Source organism: Dyadobacter sp. LHD-138 (assembly GCF_030929615.1).
Taxonomy (GTDB): domain Bacteria; phylum Bacteroidota; class Bacteroidia; order Cytophagales; family Spirosomataceae; genus Dyadobacter.
In genome coordinates this window covers 1-20150 of the sequence record NZ_JAVFVU010000014.1, presented here as the reverse complement: position 1 = coordinate 20150, position 20150 = coordinate 1, and the positions used below count along the sequence as shown (strand labels likewise).

At 44.6% G+C, this 20150-nt stretch carries 13 protein-coding genes; 4 read left to right on the top strand and 9 right to left on the bottom strand.

Features of this window, described 5'->3' with window-relative positions; translation table 11 throughout:
- The first annotated feature begins 83 nt into the window (after positions 1–83).
- Both RB622_RS12490 and RB622_RS12485 read left to right on the top strand, forming a co-directional pair.
- On the top strand, positions 84–1205 hold the full coding sequence (locus tag RB622_RS12490; protein WP_308046889.1) for a glycosyltransferase: 1122 nt from the start codon (positions 84–86) through the stop codon (positions 1203–1205).
- Between the two features lie 48 nt (positions 1206–1253).
- Positions 1254–2882: a dihydroxyacetone kinase subunit DhaK gene (locus tag RB622_RS12485; RefSeq protein ID WP_308046888.1), complete on the top strand. Its 1629-nt coding sequence runs from the start codon at positions 1254–1256 to the stop codon at positions 2880–2882.
- A gap of 75 nt (positions 2883–2957) precedes the next feature.
- On the opposite strand, the gene RB622_RS12480 is transcribed toward RB622_RS12485, so the two are convergent.
- Both RB622_RS12480 and RB622_RS12475 read right to left on the bottom strand, forming a co-directional pair.
- Entirely contained in the window at positions 2958–5477 is a 2520-nt protein-coding gene (locus tag RB622_RS12480) for a glycoside hydrolase family 95 protein (RefSeq protein WP_308046887.1), read from the bottom strand.
- Positions 5478–5520: 43 nt separating this feature from the next.
- Positions 5521–7887: a PDZ domain-containing protein gene (locus tag RB622_RS12475; protein WP_308046886.1), complete on the bottom strand. Its 2367-nt coding sequence runs from the start codon at positions 7885–7887 to the stop codon at positions 5521–5523.
- A 716-nt stretch (positions 7888–8603) separates the two neighbouring features.
- Here RB622_RS12475 and RB622_RS12470 point away from each other — a divergent pair.
- Positions 8604–9869 carry a hypothetical protein gene (locus tag RB622_RS12470; protein ID WP_308046885.1) on the top strand — a complete coding sequence of 422 codons (1266 nt, stop codon included), beginning with the start codon at positions 8604–8606 and terminating at the stop codon, positions 9867–9869.
- Positions 9870–10010: 141 nt separating this feature from the next.
- On the opposite strand, the gene RB622_RS12465 is transcribed toward RB622_RS12470, so the two are convergent.
- Positions 10011–12566: a DUF4838 domain-containing protein gene (locus RB622_RS12465; RefSeq protein WP_308046884.1), complete on the bottom strand. Its 2556-nt coding sequence runs from the start codon at positions 12564–12566 to the stop codon at positions 10011–10013.
- Positions 12567–12943: 377 nt separating this feature from the next.
- Here RB622_RS12465 and RB622_RS12460 point away from each other — a divergent pair, with 377 nt between their 5' ends.
- Positions 12944–13915 carry a virulence protein RhuM/Fic/DOC family protein gene (locus RB622_RS12460; RefSeq protein ID WP_308046883.1) on the top strand — a complete coding sequence of 324 codons (972 nt, stop codon included), beginning with the start codon at positions 12944–12946 and terminating at the stop codon, positions 13913–13915.
- Positions 13916–14535: 620 nt separating this feature from the next.
- Here RB622_RS12460 and RB622_RS12455 read toward each other — a convergent pair.
- The 6 genes from RB622_RS12455 to tnpB all read right to left on the bottom strand — a co-directional run.
- A complete protein-coding gene (locus RB622_RS12455) occupies positions 14536–15501 on the bottom strand; it encodes a hypothetical protein (protein ID WP_308046882.1) in 966 nt (321 codons plus the stop codon).
- 608 nt (positions 15502–16109) lie between these two features.
- Positions 16110–17504, bottom strand: coding sequence for a T9SS type A sorting domain-containing protein (locus RB622_RS12450; RefSeq protein WP_308046881.1), 1395 nt, complete (start codon positions 17502–17504; stop codon positions 16110–16112).
- 23 nt (positions 17505–17527) lie between these two features.
- A complete protein-coding gene (locus tag RB622_RS12445) occupies positions 17528–18709 on the bottom strand; it encodes a hypothetical protein (protein ID WP_308046880.1) in 1182 nt (393 codons plus the stop codon).
- A gap of 325 nt (positions 18710–19034) precedes the next feature.
- Positions 19035–19247: a hypothetical protein gene (locus tag RB622_RS12440; RefSeq protein WP_308046879.1), complete on the bottom strand. Its 213-nt coding sequence runs from the start codon at positions 19245–19247 to the stop codon at positions 19035–19037.
- Complete coding sequence (locus RB622_RS12435) at positions 19231–19974, bottom strand: PA14 domain-containing protein (protein ID WP_308046878.1); 744 nt, start codon at positions 19972–19974, stop codon at positions 19231–19233. The genes RB622_RS12440 and RB622_RS12435 overlap by 17 nt, the downstream gene beginning before the upstream one ends.
- 48 nt (positions 19975–20022) lie before the next feature.
- Positions 20023–20150: IS66 family insertion sequence element accessory protein TnpB (tnpB, locus tag RB622_RS30310; protein WP_409021424.1), on the bottom strand; the 128-nt coding region annotated here is incomplete at its 5' end.

Sequence of the window (20150 nt, the reverse complement as noted above, 5' to 3'; positions counted from 1 at the left end):
TATTTGAGTAGCTGTATTTTCTAAGATAAACAGGTATTTTAGGGTACATACCAGCAAATTAATCCGCAATCAGAAAAATCGTTATGCTTACCAACCGACCGTTACATGTTTTAGTCGCCCCCCTGGACTGGGGATTCGGACATGCAACCCGCTGTATCCCAATCATCCGATATCTTCTTGAAAAAAACTGCGTGGTAACCCTGGCAGCCGAAGGTCCTGTGGCTGTATTGTTAAGAAGTAATTTCCCCGAATTGAAAATAGTGCGCCTCCGCGGCTATCGGATTTCGTATAGTAAAAATTCGCTCACTTTTGCACCAAAAATACTCGCGCAAATCCCAAAAATCCTCCGGTCAATTAAAAGGGAAAGACTTTGGTTAAGCCAGCTTGCCGACGAGTATAAATTCGATCTGGTCATTTCCGATAATCGTTATGGCCTAAAAACGGCCGGCCTTTACTCGGTCATTATGACGCATCAACTACAAATCAAATCGGGGAAAGGATTCCTGGCCGATCTCATTTTGAAATCGGTGCATTACCCCATGCTGGAAAAGTTTGACGAATGCTGGGTTGTCGACGAAGCGTCCCCACAAGGCCTGGGTGGAAGTTTGTCACATCCGGGAACGATACCTTCAAACGCTAAATATATTGGCTTACTCTCCCAGTTAAATCCAATGGCTGAAAAAGCGGTCCCTGACAAAAAAAACATTCTGGTTTTACTCTCGGGGCCTGAACCAATGCGCAGTATTTTAGAGCAGAAAATATTATCACAGGCATCCAAACAAAAGGAATATCATTTCACAATCGTAGCCGGAAATCCTTCGACCTCCGTACCCGTGGACATGCCTGAACACATCAGCTACAAAACGCATTTGAACGCCCTGCAACTGACGAAATTACTGAACGAATCGGCTTTGGTGATATGTCGCAGTGGTTATTCCACCCTGATGGACCTGGCTGTTATTCATAAAAAGGCTTTACTTATCCCAACGCCCGGACAGTCGGAACAGGAATATCTAGGAAAACGTCTTCATGCGCAAGGCATCTGTCTTTGTCAAAAACAGTCATCACTAAACCTGCAAAAAGATATCCCTGACGCTTTTAATTATCCAGGGTTTTGTAATGCAAACGACGCGACGGTTCATCAGCGGATGCATACGGTTATTGATGAAGTTTTAAATCACATTCAAGCCCAAAAACCTTGTTGAAAGCAAGTTTTTACTAATTTGCAGCCTATCATTTAATTGATGCGGCTTATGAAATTTTTCATCAATGCAACCAACCAGATCGTTAACGAAGCGATTAACGGATTACTCACAAATCCAAAACTGGCTAAACTCGATAATTTTCCCGAGGTCAGGGTTGTCGTTCGGAAAGACTGGGATAAATCTAAAGTTGCCATAATATCCGGCGGCGGATCTGGTCACGAACCCGCACATGCAGGCTTTGTTGGCAAAGGTATGCTAACGGCGGCCATCTGCGGCGATATCTTTGCGTCCCCAACGGTCGATGCAGTATTGTCCGCAATATTGGCTGTAACCGGTTCTTCCGGCTGCCTTCTGGTTATAAAAAATTATACCGGCGACCGCCTCAATTTCGGATTGGCGGCAGAGCAAGCCCGGGCGCTGGGATTTAATGTGCGTACCGTTACCGTAGATGATGATATCGCCTTGGGTAAAGATGTAAAAAGACGCGGATTGGCTGGAACTTTGTTCGTACACAAAATTGCCGGTCAGCTTTCCGAAGAAGGAAAAACGCTGGACCAGATCGTCGATGCGGCGCAAAAAGTCATTGACAATACCTCATCCATCGGGCTATCGTTAACCGAATGCCAGCATCTGGACCAGGAGCCAACGCACCGGTTGAATGACCATCAGGCTGAATTAGGACTTGGTATTCATGGAGAGCCTGGCATCGAAGTAATTGCTTATGATACGGCCGATGTTATGATGGCGCTGGCAGTCGATAAGCTCAGCTCTTTCCTGCCGGAAACCGACGACAAATATGCGCTGCTGTTCAACAACATGGGAAGTGTTAGTCCTATTGAAATGAGTTTACTGGTTAACTCATTTCAAAAAACGAAACTTGCCGGGAAAATCAATTACATCATCGGACCGGCGGCGCTGATGTCTTCAATCAACATGAGCGGCTTTTCCCTTTCTGTTTTGTTGTTGAATCAGGAAACAGAAAGAGCTTTGTTAGCTCCCGCCGAACCAGTCAACTGGCAAATCCACGCATTTGCAAAACCGGCCAGCATCAGCAGCCCGAAATTGCCGGACACGATTCCTTATGCTCCTTCGCAGAATTTAGAGGTTCAAAAACTGATCGAAGAAGTGGCACATTTATTGGTACATATTGAAAAAGAGATCAATGGTCTGGATGTAAAAGTAGGCGACGGAGACGCAGGCTCCACCTTTGCGCTGTCCGGGCGGCGACTTTTAGCCGTGATTGAAAAACTTCCGCTCAATGAAACCGGTAAATTGCTGTTGACCATCGGCAGGATTCTGGCCCGGGAAGCCGGAGGATCCAGCGGCGTGCTCCTGTCCATTTTGTTTACGGCAGCGGGCACAGCTTACAGCGAAAACCCGGACCTTGGCAAAGCACTGCTAGCCGGTCTGCAAAAAGTTAAAGATTATGGCGGTGCCGCCCTGGGTGACCGTACCATGATCGATGCCCTTCAACCCGGATTCGAATCACTGGCCCATGGGGATTCTGTCGCGGTGGCAGCCCAACACGCCCGCCGCGGCGCAGACCACACCAAAAATATCGTCAATACTAAATTCGGTCGTTCCTCCTATTTATCCGAGGAGGTGCTTAGAAATGTGCCAGATCCCGGTGCAGAAGTGATCGCCAGGATTTTTGAAAAAATTGCGGAAATAAGTTAACCTAGACGGACTCCTAAAATAGCACAGAGCCAGTCCGCGGAAACGGACTGGCTCTGTTCACCCGGCTTTTGATCCTTATCTGCCAGCTTTAAAGATATATTCTTTTCCAGCCTCCGTTGCGAAATCATAAACAAGTCTGTTTTTTCTCACAACCGGTTCTGCGGCGGACTGTTGAATTACTTTATAAAATGCATTCTGATTTGCGGATTTAGCAGCTTTTACAGCTGTTTTTCCGATTACTTTTACGGCATTCGGAACATCGATCCGGCAATTTCCACCCAATTTTGATCGCACGGTCAGTTGGATAATTTTTCCATTATTCCAGATAACGTCCACTTCAAAACCACCACGGGCTTTCATTCCTTTTACTTCACCGCTCGTCCAGTTATCGGGAATAGCAGGCAAAATATTCAAAAATCCGTCGTGGCTTTGCACCAGCATCTCGGCAATCCCTGACGTTCCTCCAAAGTTCCCATCGATCTGAAACGGCGGGTGCGCATCCAACAGATTGGGATACGTACCACCTCCATTGGCATAGTTTGTCCCTTCAACACCAGTCAGTTTCAACTGCTCACGGATCAGTTTGTAGGCATGATTTCCATCCAAAAGCCTCGCCCAGATATTGATCTTCCAGCCCTTGCTCCATCCGGTGCCTCCATCCCCGCGAAGTTCCATGGTTTTTCTGGCTGCCTGCGCGTAGACCGGCGAGGTAAGCGGAGAAATTTGTCTGCCCGGAAACAACCCAAACAAATGCGAGATGTGACGATGCTCTGGTTCCGCTTCTTCCCAGTCCTTGTACCATTCCTGCAAATTTCCTTTTTTACCAACCTGCATCGGAAATAATTTACCACGCTTTTCAATCAGCAGTTTTCTAAATTCCGGGTCGGTGTCCAGGCGTTCAGAAGCCTCAATCAGGTTGGTAAACAAATCCCAGATTATCGCCATGTCCATCGTCGTGGCAACGGAAACCGAGCCTTTATATCCTTTGTCATCAATGAAAATATTCTCAGGCGTTGTAGCCGGTGCAGTTACAAGTTTCCCATTCTTATCTTCGATCAGCCAGTCCAAACAGAACATCGCTGCCGATTTCATAAGCGGATAAGCTTCTTTGGAAAGAAATTGCTTGTCGCCTGTAAACTGGTAATGTTCCCACAGATGCTGACACAGCCACGCGCCACCCATCGGCCAGTTCGCCCAGGAAGGACTTCCGCTTACCGGATTGGATGTCGCCCAAATATCCGAGTTATGGTGTACGACCCAGCCATTGGCGTTATAAAAATTCTTAGCCGTTTTCGTCCCTGTCACCTCCATCTGTTTGATCATGTCAAGAAGCGGGGTATGCAACTCCGATAAATTGGCAGTTTCAACCATCCAGTAGTTCATCTGGGCATTGATATTGGTCGTAAAATTGCTGCTCCATGGCGGACGGACCTGATGATTCCAGATACCCTGCAAATTGGCCGCGATCCCACCCGGACGGGAGCTGGAAATGAGCAGATATCTGCCAAACTGGAAATAAAGAGATTCCAACGCGGGATCTTTGGCTCCTTCCGTATAATTCTTTAGACGCTCATCCATAGGCAGGTCCGTCTTGGGATTACCATTTAAAACCAGACTTACCCTATTAAAAAACCGGTGAAAATCTGCAATATGATCTTTCCTGATCGAGTCAAAGTTTTTTGCCAAAGCTGGTTTCAGATACTGACCGGCAAGCAATGTTTCGTCTTTACCTTCCTTATCCGGACATTTATCAAAACCATTGAAACTGGTGGCAGCAGAAAGAAGCAATACTACTTCACTGGCATCAGTAATGTGTACACCGGCAGTATCAGTTGTCACCTTACCATCGGATTCTTTCACTTTTACCCGCAGCTCAAAACGCATACCCTTACACTGCGAAGGATCGTTGTAAACGACCGGTATTTCCATCGTCTGCATATAACTTGGATCCGTGTGCGCCGGCGCCTGGCCTTTCATTGCCAGCTGGTCATTGGCCAGCGCTACATTGCGGTAAACCAACGGGCTGCTTGTTGAAGCGGTGAAATTAAGCGCACCTTTCTTGCTCGATTTAAGCCTGATTACCATGACTTGGTCGGCCGCGGAAACGAAAATTTCACGGCTGTACTCCACACCGTCAACCGTAAAAGTAGTCAGCGATAATGCATTGGAAATATCCAGCTCACGCCGGTAAGCAGACGGAGCTGTTTTAAAATCCTGTTTAATCAGCAGATCGCCAAGCGGCTCATAGGATTCAGTGAAAAGGCCCTGCATCTTCTTGGTCAGGTCTTCGGCCAGTTTGTAATCTTCGTTTTCCAGAGCCTTACGAATCTGCGGCAGGTATTTTACCGCGCCGGGATTAGGGTTATTGTTCACCGGCCCTCCCGACCAGAGCGTTTCTTCGTTCAGCTGAATCAATTCCTCATTAACCCGACCAAAAACCATCGCACCGATGCGGCCATTTCCAACAGGTAAAGCCTCGTTCCAGTTACGTGCAGGCTGTTTATACCAAAGTTTAAGATCTTGCTGGGCAGAACTCTCATGGGAAAACCCCAGGATCAGCGTTGCCAGCGTTAGTAGGTAAAAAGTTGCTTTCAATTTATTGAATTTATAAAGGTTAATCACTAAAATAGTTGTACACTTATTTAAAAGAGACCGTTTCTTTGCTCAACTGTTGATTTCTGAAAAATTCCACCTCAGAGTGCCCCATCCAGTTGACCTCCTGAAAAACGTTGATCAGATCTGATACATTGGTGATCACTTTTTTGTTGAGCAGACGAATCACATCTCCTTTTTTCAACCCCGATTTGGAAAGAATACTGCCCTGAGGAATGGTTTCAAGAATAACCCCCTTTTCGTCAGGCAAACCATACACAGACCGGTCTCCCAACCCGTTGACATTTCTAAATTTTGCCCCCAGCCAAACAATATCCTGTACATTTTTATCGTCCAGGTTGTTATTGACAACGGGTAGCGGAACCACAGCCGATTTTGCTCTCAAACCAGCCGAAACGACACCGAAATTATTCATTGGAAAATTGACAAATCCCAGTTTCAAGGCAGGACTCCCCGGTTTCACCTGATAATTTCCATGCGCGGCATCCACGAACATCGGATCCCCGGCAAGACTATGCGCATCTGTCTTATTGATTTGAGCCTTTTCAAGGGCTGCCTGATCGGGAAAAAGGTTATAATCCACTTCCTTACCCCATTCCCTGACCTGGATCGGGAAATATGGTTTGGTCACAATATTTTTTCTAAACACATCTCCACTCGCCGCAAACCAGACATGCGGATGGAATGAGTTGTTGATCATAATATTGTTCTCAACCACCCGCTGAAAACCTTCGCGTAATTTCAACCCGCCGTTAAGGCAAAGATTGTTGTAGATATGATAATTGCTGCTCCCGTCATCCAGGTCAATATCCCAGCCGTGATCGCACCTGAACCTGTTATTACGGATAATGGTTGTTTTCCCCGCATCGAGCAGAATGATTTCAGGGTAATCCACTGCCAGCTTATTCATCACATCCCGGTCGGGGTGCCAGAACCTGTCTCTTCCCCAGGAATTAAACGAGCCGTGATCCCCTGTTTCCAATACCGTATTAAAAATGTCGTTAAATTCGATCACATGTCCTCCCCAGGTTCCCTCACTGATGTTAACGCCCGAACGCGGCATATTGTAAATCGTATTATGACTGACCGTTATATCCATAGCCATCGAAATCTGAACCCCGGCAATCTGTTTTTCTACCTGACCCAGCCCGTGCATCAGATTGTCATATACTTTGCATTCCGCAGGATAGTTATTGCTCTTAGGCCCTGGCTGCTTATCCATTTGGTCGTATGAAACCGACTCGTGGTATTCGAAACTCGGTGATCGAACCGCTGCCGGGTCCCCTACAAAACAAACTCCGCTGGCCCCTATGTTTTCCATATGGCAGCCTGAAACCTCACTTTTCCGATTGTAGTTATTAAAAAATACGCCGTTACCGCCCACGGCGTTAAAGTGGCATTTTTTGACAAAACATTGCTCAGTACCCTCAAAAACGACCGTACCTCCCCGGTAAATGGCCCAGTCACTTCTTAGTAGCGGTTCTTTGGTTTCCATAAATGTGCGCAAAGTATGCGCGAACTCAAAACCTTCCAAACCTATGTTTCGAACCGGATTGGCGGAAGTGCCCCTGAACTCGAAAAGATGTTTAATCTGAGGGCTGAGTATTTTTTTATTCGACAGATCCTCTGCCGAATAAACATACAGCATCTTGTCTTTTTTATTGAAATACCACTCCCCCGGTGCGTCAAGCTCTTCAAAAACGTTTTCAATAAACCGGTACTTATCGTGCATCCCCATCTGGCGGTTGTTTTGATAACCGCCTACCATGGCAAGTGTTCCGTCTGCATTTTTACCCGTTATCAGGTAGTGATAATCACCCCATTCATGCTTGTGCATCGCATGGATATAAGCCCCTTCAGGAGATTTCCAGCTGTTGATTTTTTCAGAAGATAAAACATCTGCCGAGTATCCACCGAAGTGACTGCTCGTCGGGTCAAAATTCGGATAACGTGCCATCCGTTGCTTTTGATCATTGACATATAGCTGGTCAAAGATTTGGTTGCCGGAAACCGGTGCTCTTTTGATATTACCTTTATACGTTTCCCATTTGGATTTAACCTCCAAAGCTCCGCTGATGACAACGTGTTCACCCGGAAAAGCCTTATAAACCACTTCCTCCCCGGATTTCCTGGAATCGGGCTGACTAAAAATAACCGGTTGATTTAAGTAATACACACCACCCCGTACAAAAACCGTCACCGGTCCTCGGATATTTCTGACCCTGTTTCTGGCAGCCTCAATCGTGGCCAGCGGCTTTTGCTTGCTGCCCTGATTATGATCATTCCCGGTTTTTGAAACGTAAATATCGACAGCGCCGGAAGCACCGGGAAGAAACAACAAAAGAGCCAGTAGAATCGCCCGCAAAAAATCAGCATGGGTTTTAGCCGTCATAACCAAAAAAATAAATATCGTTTGTTATCACCAGGAAGTCGTCCAAAATAGCATCTTCAACACCTCCGGAGAAGCCCTTTTGAGATTAATTTAACTATACAAAGAAAATGTATATTTTTTTAGAGCGTATGCATTTTCTTATCCGAGTAGTAAGTTAAATTAACATATTTAAAAATCGCAACAGTTACATGGTGCATAAATAGCTTCATCAGGGCCGGTTACCTCGACACCTTGTTCGCACTGGTCCGGTCTTGTCCTTAAACCAGCTTAAATTCAGTGATCCTACAATTGATATAAAAAGCTTAACGACTTCAAAAAAGTATAATCCTCTGTATATCTATTTATTAAGAGGTTATCGAAAGCAAAATAATGCCCGTAATTTTGATGTACAGCTGCAATGCTGTTAAAGGAGGGTTATTCTTAAAGGGTCAGAGCGTCTGCTACTGATCCTTTTTTTCGGCTGCGTTTCCACTTGAAATACAATACCTTACCCCTAAAATTTCCCGCAATCTGAATTCTTGTTTCCCCTCAACGATTTCACCCCGTTGTAAGATTGACAAATAAATCTGGCAATGAAATCTTATTAGGTTAAATTTGCCTGCCAAATCATATACCCGGCCTATACTTTATTGATAAGTCCTGAATCATTTAACAAAACCCTTCGAAAATGGGGATATTATTTTCCTGCGACAGTCATCCGATTAAAATTAAACCCAGTGCATAAAATACTACCCGCCTTAGCATTATTTATCCTCCATTCCTTATCGGTCACCGGACAATCCACCACAACGGTTTTAAAAGAAAAAAGCCTCATAAAAGGGCAAACCATTTACCTGAACAGCAAAACCCGGATGGGCGGCAAAAACAGGATTGTGATACCCGTCCAGCTTCCGCCTGGCACCGTAGCCTGGTACTATTCCTTTACCACGCTGGCCACGAACAATGCCAACCAAAAGGTAGCAGGCACCGGCCTGGAAATACAGATTGCCAAACTGATCACAAGCGGACTGCTCAACATGATTGGCGTAGGCCTTGCTACCAATGTCGCCGGGCAGCTGATAAAACCCACAGGTAACAGCTCTGTGGATATTTATCTTACAAATGCCGCGGGATTAAAAGAATTTGAACAGAAAGATCTGGTCGGGATGTATAGCCATGACGTCCCTACGTTTTACAAGGAAGGCACCGCTGAAAATAGCCGTAATGGCGCTTTCCAGATCCCAGTGGTTAGAAATGACCTGTCTCTTTGTTTACGAAACCCCAGTATCACCGAAGGTGTTGCGGTTTCTCTGGATATTGTTGCCATTGTTTCCAATAAGGAATATCGCGATATCTGGTCTGTCAAAAGCACGGAAACGCTTTACACGGACTGCCTTGCAAAATTCAGTTACAAGGATAGTACCAGCAAAAGTATTTGTGATTGTGCAAAAAATAAGATCAAAACCCGTTATTCTCCTGCGGCCTTCGCGAATCTGACAAACCCGGCCAGAGATAAAGTCCGGGTAGAAAATCTAGAAAGCTGCATAGCGCAAATGAGTACTTCGGGCATGATCGATAAAACCAGCCGGGTCAAAGCAATTATGGAACTGGTGAAAGGACAGCAGATCACAAAAGATGCTCCCGGGCTTGTTTTGTCTTACAACGAATTAATTTGGATGGACCTAAAAACGCCGGAGGTATACAACGGGCTCGCCTTCAACCAGCTTTGTCTGCGTCAGTTCGATGAAGCACGGACGAATTTAACAGTTGGCCTGGGCAAAGCTCCCCAGGATCTGTATTTACTTGCAAACCTTGGAAATTACTACCTTTTGACCGGCAAGTATGAACAGGCTATCGAAATATACCGTGCCCATAGCAGCAAAAAATTCGCCGACGGGGAAAAGTTCAAAGAACACCTGACAGAAGACCTAAAAGAATTTGAACGTCTGGGACTTAAAAATGTTCATTTTGATCAGGTACGGAAGGATTTGAGAATAAAGTGAAATCAGCGAAAATCCTGTTGACTATTATTAAATTGGCAATAATAGTCAAAGGATTTTCGCAGTTTACAATCATATTCGTCGACTGACTGAAAGACCCAAAGCACCTCTGCTTTGTTCAGATCCTCCTCGCTAAAATCAATCTCAGTGTTCCTGCATCCCCTTATGAAATTGATCCACTTCACCACCCTCAGCAAAGTGCGTAATTTTCTCGCGGTCTACGATTTCACATAGTTTTTGGTAACTGCCGTCGTAGCGGGCAATCGCCGGGGTCCGTTTGCATTTCAGGTACAGTACCGGCAATGAAGCCAGCTCGACGCGGTGCAATATTTCTTCATTTTCGGCGGCCTTGACACCTTCCTCAAAAATAGCCACGGATTGATTAACAAATGCTTCCGAAAAAATCGGATTGCTGGGGTCGGTACCCAGCCCGATGTGTGTATCCGGTTTCACCTGACTTTGCAACAGATCAAAATATTGCTTGACAAACTTACCGGAACGACCATAATAGCCGTACATAAATTCATCGATAACATCTTTGGTGTTGATGTCAGGATTCCATAGCAGCCTGGCAATCAGATACGATCTCAGCTCGGCAAACTCACCACCCCTGCTTTGGTACGCGGCTTGTTCCATGATACCAATAGCGTTGTGTTCCTTAAACGATTTGATGTTGGACTGCAGCACGGAAAAGTTAGGATACGGCATCAGGTAATGTCCAAAATTAACGACATAGTCCCAAATGTAGATATGCGGCGCCATCTTGGCCCACACCTGCATATCCTTCATAAACGACTGGTTTTGCGGACAGGTCTTGAAATCGTGTGCAAAGCAACACTCAATACTACAAAAGCGCACGACCACATTCTCCCGCGGACGGATACGCGCGGGTGGATTACGTGTATACTGGTAGGCGAGCGTGCCGATAAACTTGTCAGGAAATTCTTTTTCCACAGACTCTGCGACCTGATTCACAAACCAGATCATCAATCCCGATTCACTGCCTTCCCGTTTCACGATGGCCTGACATTTATCACATTCGCAGGGATTGTAGTAATCATTCTGTGAAACATCGTAAATCAGGTATTCCGGGCTTTCCCGCATGCGTTTCTTGATACGGTCACTGATAATAGCCAATACATCCGGATTACTCAGGCAAAGCTGCGCCAGTTCCGGCACACGCTTCCCTTTCAGCAAACTATAATATTCCGGGTGTTTCTCAAAAAACTCTGCCGGAGGAACCAACGGGTAAAACGTATGAACCGACCAGTAACTTTCCACCTCGCCCGGCTGTTTAGGCGCCCCCATCGATCCGTTCATTTTATTCCTTGCCGCCCAGATAGGATCAAATGCCTCGAAGTAAAAATCGTTACGAACACGCACACCAGGTTTTTCGCTATGCCCTAAATGCGTAAATTTTAGTTCGTTTCTTTTAGGAATACTCGTCACAGTGGGAGTATACCAGCGACACCCCAGCTCATTTTCCAGAAACGACATCACCCCATACATGGTACCCCGCTGTTTCCCTCCAAAGATAACCAGATCCTGCCCCACGTTACTGTAATGGTAAGCTTCATCCAACACCGCAGGGGCTGGCATTCCGGTCAGGTTTTTGACCACCGGATTATAGCCTAAAATAATACGCGGACCGGTAGCAGAAGACAGCGATTTAATCGAAAAATCCGCGCCACTTAGCTCCTTTAACCAATGCTTCAATTCGTCTGCAGCCCATTTTTCCGATTCGGAAGCATCATCGGCCAGTACAATGGTATAATCCGTTTTTTGATTCTTAAACAAAACAAATTCCAATCGTTTCCCGGCATTGAAAATCTGGTCCTGGTGAATCTTTACCCCGCTTTGCAATGCTACATTATAATGAGCATTATAGGTCTGAAAGTCCATGGATTTCAGACTGACAGGAGCCAGAAAATCGGAAGATCTGTTTTCGGAAAGAACCACCTGATTTTTTGAGTTGCGCACTTCCACTTGTACACTTTTAACCAACTGCGCCAAATTGGATTCGGTATAAGGTGATTGCAGGGCCACTTCACCGTTACGCTTACTGTCTATTCTAAAAACGTTCTGTCCATTTTCCAGCTTTTCCGGAGTAAACTGGCGCAACCGCATGCAAAACTCCCAGCGGTTTCCATGTTGCTCTACTTTCAGGAGTATCTTATTTTTCCCTTTTTTGAAATGAACCGGAATTACATCGTGGTCGATACGCAAGCCACGCACCGTGGCATAATCCCAAACATGGGCGCCATTGATCCAAAGCGTCCCGCCATCGTTGGAGCCAAACGACACAAAACAGGTCTTATCCTGATCAGAATGGATTTCGGTATACGCATACGCGAATACCGGCGCATCCTTAGAAATCACTTTCCGCAGATCGATAATTGAATCTGGCGTTGTGTACAATTTCCATTTGGCCGTACCTCCCTTAACTGTAATTTCGTCACCAGCCTTAACCGTAAGATTCCGCTCGCCACCAAATTTTTTAAGATAATCGCCCTCATAACCACGCAAATGCCCTACCCCTTTCTTGCCGTCCACAGGCGCTTCCAGTGGAACCGGCCCGCACAGCAGCCAGGTCTTGATCCACTTATCTGTGGCCATTTTTTGAAGCGGAAGCTGTTGAGAATGAACTTCCTGAATAAACAAGATGCCCACAACGAGGCTTAGAAGGAATCTACCAAACATCTTGATAAAAGTTAGGAGTTAAAATAGGTATAGCAAAATGCACCCTGTATTATAACAATACGTATGCTACTGCTTTCCGGGCTATCAGGCAATAAGTATGCAAGGGAATTTGCAGATTTGATACAATATGTATTAATACTTGATAATTAGAAGATTAAATTAAGTAAGGTACAAATTAGGTACAAAACGGGTTTGAAAGCATGTTTTTCTCTTCATGTATTATCTGACATTTAGTCCAAAATCACTTCCCGTATGGTAGGATTTTTAAGACTTAACTATCCATTACCATGCTCCTTAATCTCAAAAGTAATGCGATTTTGTGTGTTATTTTTCATTGATCAACTTTATCTTAAATTTGAAATATTAAAATCTTTTGAATGGAGAACCAGATAGAAATTTATCAAAGCGGTGACGGCGAAACCCAGATCGAAGTAAAATTTGAGCAAGACACAGTTTGGTTGAGCCAGAAGCAAATGTCTGACCTTTTCGACAAGGACACTGATACCATCGGTTTGCATTTAAAAAACATATTTAACGAAGAAGAGCTGGAAGCACCAGCAACTACCGAGGATTTCTCGGTAGTTCAACAAGAAGGTAAACGTCAGGTCAAAAGAATAATGAAATTTTATAATCTTGACGCTGTCATTTCCGTAGGATACCGGGTAAATTCAAAACGCGGTATTCAATTCCGTCGATGGGCGACTCAACGCTTAAAGGACTATTTGATTCAAGGCTATGCCATCAATGAGAAAAGACTTGCTCAGAAACAGCAAGAAGTACAAACATTAAAAAACGGAATACGCATCCTAAGCAGAGCCATTGAAACCCAGATTGGAGATCCTGACACAGCATGGCTTGACCAATTTGCGAAAGGCCTTGAATTATTAGACGATTACGATCATGAAAACCTTGACCAGAAAGGTAGAAACACGCATCCGGCAAATTACCCGGAATTGCCCGATTACCAAAATATTATTGAAGCCGTGAGAAGCGAATTCGAATCTTCCGTTTTTGGAAAAGAGAAGGATGATAGCTTTAAAAGCTCCGTTGCGCAGATAAGCAAAGGTTTCGGTGATGTTGACTTTTATCCTTCTATCGAAGAGAAGGCGGCCACCCTACTCTATTTAATCATCAAGAATCATTCTTTCGTGGACGGAAACAAACGAATCGCGGCGGCTTGTTTTTTACTCTTCTTGGAAGTAAATGATTTATTAAAGTCCAAAGACGGAGATCTGCTTATTAGTAATGAGGCACTTGCCAGCTTGACGCTTTTTACTGCTGCCAGTAAGCCGGAAGAGATGGATACTGTTAAGATGTTGATTATTAGTGTACTGAATCGAAATCAATGAATCCCCCCACCTCCAAACAAACCCAGGATAAATTCTATGTTTTTTCTTGATGATTTTAATAACTACCCCCTCACAATACGAAAAATGGGGTTTCAAAATATCCATCTCTACGTTTATCTAAGTTGTAATTGTCTATTAGTGCAACGGGCGGCGTTCCGCTACATTGCAATTGTATAATCTTTCACCATAAGGTTGTTCAGTTCGCAAAACAAATTACCCTCATTTTGACGGATTTTGCATTTTACTATACTACGCGACTTGCGTTAGTTACTAAAATTCTATCAAATAATTTCATCCACATACTTATTATCGCAATAACATCTAAAAATGTAAAACCCCGTTAGATACACTCCAACAGGGCTTTAGTTAGGCTTTCCTTAGAAATTCATTTTCAAGTGAGAATTAATCAGAGTAAGATCTGAATTTAGGCGACCTAATTATTGAAACAGCAGACGCAAACTTGGAATAATACAGTTTTGTGTCTGCTGTTTTTATTTATGTGGTATAATGTATGCAAAAAGGGGATAACTTTCCTGCTCTTCGTGTTTTCAAAGAATGTAAAAGGTATTAAGATAATTGATTTAGGCGGCGATTTTAACTTCCTGTTTTTTGCCGTGCCGTCATTTTGCTATTAATACGCAATTGGCTGTCAAAACCCCAAAATACAGCCAGACTAGCTCTGTTTCGGATTTCCGAGCTTTGATTTTTTTGAGACCATAGTGCTCCTTTTCATTTCCGAAGCTCCCCTCTAGACGGGTCGACCTTTCTTTGTTGAGAACCGCCTTGATTAGTTTGGTGGGTTTATCATCCTTTCCCTTTCCTTTTCTAATGAAGTTTGTAATAATGGCTTCTTTGGTGGTGAATTTCCTATTTTCATTAGTAGCGTAAATGGCATCTGCCCCTACATGTGAACATTGACCAAATATGATCTTATGCTTTAAGATGCTAGTTTTTAGTCTTTTACACTCGTTAAAAGCCTTGTAGCTCACATGCTCCAAAATGCTAATCCCACCTACTTGAAGTTTGTGAGCTTTTAGCCCAAACTCGACCGGTTTATTTTCTTTACCACGAACAATCGGTCTAATATATGGCTTGTAAATGCTAACAATCCGATCCTTTATCTTTGCGTTGGGGTGATTAAAATGGTGTTTCTGTTGCTGATAGACCAGTTTAATGGTTTTGAAAGTCTTTGAATCTATCTCCGTTAGTCCACGGCCGTGAACTTGATTTAGTAAGTCCTGGTAGATTTCAATACCCTTCGCCAATAGCTTCAATAAAGCATTCTTTCTAGCCTTAGTTTTTCGATGAGTCTTTTTCCTGATTTTACTATATGTAGTGGTTTTGATTTTTTGCTCTTTGTATTTTGAGCGAGGCAGGCGCAGCTTATTGAGTTTACAAAGTTCAGAGATCTTCTTCTCCCAGATCCACCCACAGCTTTCCCACAGTATTTTGACATCTGTCGGAAAGCGTAGATGAACTTCATAACAAGTAGCATCCATCAAAAGCACATTTTTATCAGGAATTTCCTTCTTCCAGGCTTTAATCAAGACTTTTTGGACCTCTATCATATCTACATTACGTCCCAAGTAGCTCCGTACTTTGGAAATGAATGAATTGTCTTTAATTGATTCATTGTCAGTTAACAGTATTCCGCAAAAAAGCTGCATCGCCCACCGCGGCGGCGGACCGCTCCGTATTAAAACGAGCAAGTAGTTTCTCGTCGCTCAAACCCGTATAATGCTTTAAAAACATCATCCCCAATAGGCCTTTTTGAGGTAGCCGTGAGGGAGCTCCACGAAGAGTCTCCTTCTTAGGTAATAATGCTGTCAAGCCATCCCAATCGACACAATCATGTATACGGCCAAGTTCTGTGGTCTTGAAATTGTACCATTTTGAGGTGTATTCGAAATCTAGAGGAAATAGAGTAAATTGCATGCGCTTATTTTGAAGTGTGGTAACCTTAAGATAAGCAAAAACCCCGAATTATGCCAGATAATGGCATATTCGGGGTTTGGTGTTTTTACAATACTCTGTTTATCAGTATAATACAAGCTTAAAGGGCGGCCTTTGTAAATTCCTTTCTCAATGTAATTAGTTATATCCAGCTGCTTACCAGCAACTGGATATAACTAAATCTGTATGGTTGTTTGAAGAATCAGCGCAGCTGATACGATTACAGGGAGTAATCATTACACTACTGCTTTACAACTTTTATGGTTTCTCCCTTTTCAGTCCTAATCAGATAAGTACCTGATGTTATTTTCAATTCGTTTAAATTATTGTCACCACTCTGCAAGTTAAATTCGTGAACCGTAGCCCCGGTGATATCTAGCAGTTTTGCCTTTTGCAAGATGGGTGAAGATATCGTTAGGGTACTGATAAAAGGGTTGGGATACCCTCTCAGGGCATTCGCGTCTCCTTCAACTTTTATAGATTCGGTACGACTATAAGCCCAGGACCCATCTAAATCAACCATCTTCAACCGGTAGTATGCAGTAGCCATGTGCAGGGCATCATCGACATAGTCATAACTTTGGCGCATCTGTAAAAAGTCAACCCTGCCTATCCTTTCAAAATTGCGGGCATCGCTGCTTCTTTCCACTTCGAAATGACTAAATCCGTTTGCGTCGGCTATACGCCATTGTAGACTACCTTTTTGTTCAGCAGCTTTGGCTGTAAAGCTGATTAGGCGTACGGGAAGCGCGCTCAAAGGCAAAGTTCCAAGCGTAAACGGACTCCACGTGCTGATGGTGGCACTTTTCAAACTGCCGCTTGCAGTAGTTCCGGTGACCGCCAGAGCGCCCTCGTTAAGCCAGCTTCCGTTTCTTTTATGGGCAACAGCCAGTAAAGCGGTGTTGGTGATAACCGGACTTTTATAGTTATCCCAAAAAATAGTCACATAACCAGTGGCTGTACCGACTGGATTGACATCCCAGTATTCGTTTGCGTTATAAGATTCTAGCGCTACTGGTGAGCTGCCAGACGTACCAAAAGGCGCTGTTCCCGAATCTGAACCGTAATAGCGCGCAGTAAGTCCGCCACTGTTTGCAGTAAGATGTACACTTAACGATTGGAAACGGGTACCATCTCCAATCGGAAAAGTAAAGTCTCCAATGCCTTCTTTCGTTACATAACCATTCACATGACTGCTGTTGCCAGCGCCGTTTACCGAACCGGTACTAGCAATTATAAGCGCAGCAGATGCACTGGATGCACTTATGATTCCAGAGGTAAAAGTTACTATACCAGCTGCTTTAAGCGGGCTAGCCAAAGTGATTCCTGCTGCGTTGTTAAATACTACATCCTTTGCAATAAAACTTTGGCTACCGCTAAACGTTTGTATTGCATTGCCATTTAAAACCAATGTTCCAGCTGAGGTAATGCCGACAGCGTTACTAACCACATTTCCGGCGATCGTTAAAGCACCGTTATTCAAAAATGTACTGCCACTTTGCATTTGCAGGCTGCCATTCACTTTCATAGAACTTCCGCTCAAAAGCGTAAGGACTGCTCCATTGTTGTAAACCAGCTGAGCGTTTAATGCCAACGGAATTATCAGTGCGAGAAAAGTAAGAATTTTCTTCATCATACAATTGAACTTTTTAGTCGTTGTCAATAAAGATTTTCAGGATTGGAAGTAAGGATTGTTTTATATAATCCGCTAGATCCGCCCGAAGCCAGCACACTTGTAGCAGGACTCCCTCCAATTCCCCCATCACCACCGCTCGCTCCGCCATTTGCACCAGTGGATCCACCCGTTCCCGCAGCAGAGGTTGCTCCGCCGGCACCCCCATTGACCAAAACTGATCCTGTTACAGAAGGCGCACCAGGTGCAACAAGACATACAATACCACCTGCGCCTCCTCCTCCGCCACCGCGCATACTTCCTGTGAATTGCAGTCCGGAAGTTCCTGAACCTCCATTAGCTCTTAGCGTGCCGCCAATAGTGATGGTGCCTTTAGATACCAATACGATTAGTCCACCACCGCCACCACCGGCTCCACTTGTATTCGAAGTAGGCACATTATTGACTCCACCTGCACCGTTCGCATTAACCTGCCCTCCCGAAGGCACTGAAATATTACCCAGGGCATAAATCGCAAAAGAACCGCCACCGCCACCGCCGTTGCTTTCACCCGTTGCGCCTCCACCGCCGCTTCCACCACCATATAATGGAATATTTATTAGTGAAGAAACCGAAGAGGCTGGAAATTTCTTTGCTCCTAATGTAACATCATTAAAATGAGCCAGACTACTCGCAATCCCCTTATCACCGGATACCGACTTCGCTGTATTTGGGGCCGGTGCAACCGTTATAGTTCCCGCCACTGTTACATTACCACTACAACGAAGTTTCGTCCCACTAGAAACAATCAGGGTACCGTTTATGGTGATGCTGGAATACTGGGCGGGGATTGTAGCAGTCCCAGCCAAATCCAAAGTACTACCGGAAGGAACAGTTAATACACCACCCGCCCCATTACCGTAAATACTGGCTCCGGCGGTGCTGCTACCCGCTCCAACTGCTGTCCAGGCAGGTGTTGCAGTGGTACCGGCGTTGTAATAAAACCCAGGGGTATTGTCTGTCTGAAAAATCAGCAAACCCGTAGCAGGACTTTGGATTCCGCCGCGTTCGCTCTGGGACAAACGAGGAATTAGGAGCCCTTTGTTGCTGCTACTAATATCTAAAACAGCAGAAGCATCGGGGGATGCGGTATTGATCCCGACATTGTTTTGGGCCATAAGACCCTTTGCCGCAATCATCAAAAAAAGGTAAATAAAAAATTGTTTCATATTGAGCAAGATTTGAGTAGAACAAAGCTCCCTAAATATGCAACCGTAACCGACGAGCAACAAATTTTTTAAAATATTTATATAAATATTTTTATTTAACGTAGAAATATTGCGAAATCTGTATCCATATTCATCAGCATTTTTCAAAATCTTGTACCGTTGAAATGCACCAGTTTAACATTTCCGTTATTAACCTGGTCTGAGTTGGAGATTTCGGTGCTCGTGATCACTACAATACGGAAATCAAGATCATAGAAAATCGGGCAACACAATCATATATAAATGATTTATTATCAAATAAATACACCAAACCAAAACACTTTCATCAAGTGGTCAGTCCGCCACGGAATCCTATGGTCAGCATATCCGAAATCTCCACCGAAGGCACCCCAGTAACTGAATAGTCCACATAGTGATTGTAATTATTTTCTTCCTCCCGGGTTTGTCCATTGGATGCATTAGGGTCAGAAGTGATTGCTCCATTTCCCGAATTTGATTCTGCTTCCAGGCATTGGCTGAAACTACCGCCCCCCCCCACCTTCGGATACTGTTATGCTGGTCGTTGCCGTTTTATTACTGCACCCGCTTTTACTTGCTGTGACTGTATAAGTGTAAGTCCCCGCTGAACCTGGTGCGCTGATATTGAGCGGAGATGAATTTCCGCTAACACCATTTCCACTCCAAGCGTAGGAAACACCAGCACAGTCATTTCCTGAACAGCCGTATGTTACCTGTAAACCCTGATTAGCGGATGGATTATTGTTGGTGTTGGAGGCTGAGATATTGAAATCACAACTCGTTGGGTTTGTTGTTCCACTAAAAGGAATTAAACGGTTACCGGGAATTGGACGTTCAAGAGAACCATTTGGTAATTGCCAACCTACTGCAAGATTGTCTCCCCCGCTCCCTTCTTTCATACGTGCCTCGATATAGTATTTCTGTCCGGCCTGCAGGGTAATGGGAAAAGAGCGCTGCCCGGCGAACCAGCTCCATTCACGGGAAGGCGTCCAGGCATCGTGGTAGGCAGTGATCTGGGCATTATCCGGGTTCTCGTCGGTACTTAACCATAGATCGGCATTATCGTCACCGGCAAGCCAGAACGTGTAAATACCTGTTGTGGGAGGGCATATATATCCCCGCATCCGCACGCCATAGTTATCGGCTATGTCCGAAGGTGCTTCAAACATACCCAGATTCTGGGTTACCGAAGCGTTGTTCTTTCCCGATGAACTCTGGCGTGCATTTTTAATCATTTCTAATACCATATCTGTTTCTCGTTTTGAGGCTACAAACTGGTCCAATGATTCAAGCGGTTAGGAACAAAGTCGTTTACTAAGAAAAACAAAAACATCACCACTTGACGGATCAAAGCCCAGTTCATTCCGGACCAGGCCAGCAAGACTGTAAATACCGAAGCGCATGTCGGTTGGACTCCGGTATA

What these genes read in the sequence shown, in the direction of transcription:
- RB622_RS12490 (WP_308046889.1), top strand. Translation starts at nt 84, where the DNA reads ATGCTTACCAACCGACCGTTACATGTTTTAGTCGCCCCCCTGGACTGG.
- RB622_RS12485 (WP_308046888.1), top strand. Translation starts at nt 1,254, where the DNA reads ATGAAATTTTTCATCAATGCAACCAACCAGATCGTTAACGAAGCGATT.
- RB622_RS12475 (WP_308046886.1), bottom strand. Translation starts at nt 7,887, where the DNA reads ATGACGGCTAAAACCCATGCTGATTTTTTGCGGGCGATTCTACTGGCT.
- RB622_RS12465 (WP_308046884.1), bottom strand. Translation starts at nt 12,566, where the DNA reads ATGTTTGGTAGATTCCTTCTAAGCCTCGTTGTGGGCATCTTGTTTATT.
- RB622_RS12460 (WP_308046883.1), top strand. Translation starts at nt 12,944, where the DNA reads ATGGAGAACCAGATAGAAATTTATCAAAGCGGTGACGGCGAAACCCAG.
- RB622_RS12450 (WP_308046881.1), bottom strand. Translation starts at nt 17,504, where the DNA reads ATGATGAAGAAAATTCTTACTTTTCTCGCACTGATAATTCCGTTGGCA.
- RB622_RS12445 (WP_308046880.1), bottom strand. Translation starts at nt 18,709, where the DNA reads ATGAAACAATTTTTTATTTACCTTTTTTTGATGATTGCGGCAAAGGGT.
- RB622_RS12435 (WP_308046878.1), bottom strand. Translation starts at nt 19,974, where the DNA reads ATGGTATTAGAAATGATTAAAAATGCACGCCAGAGTTCATCGGGAAAG.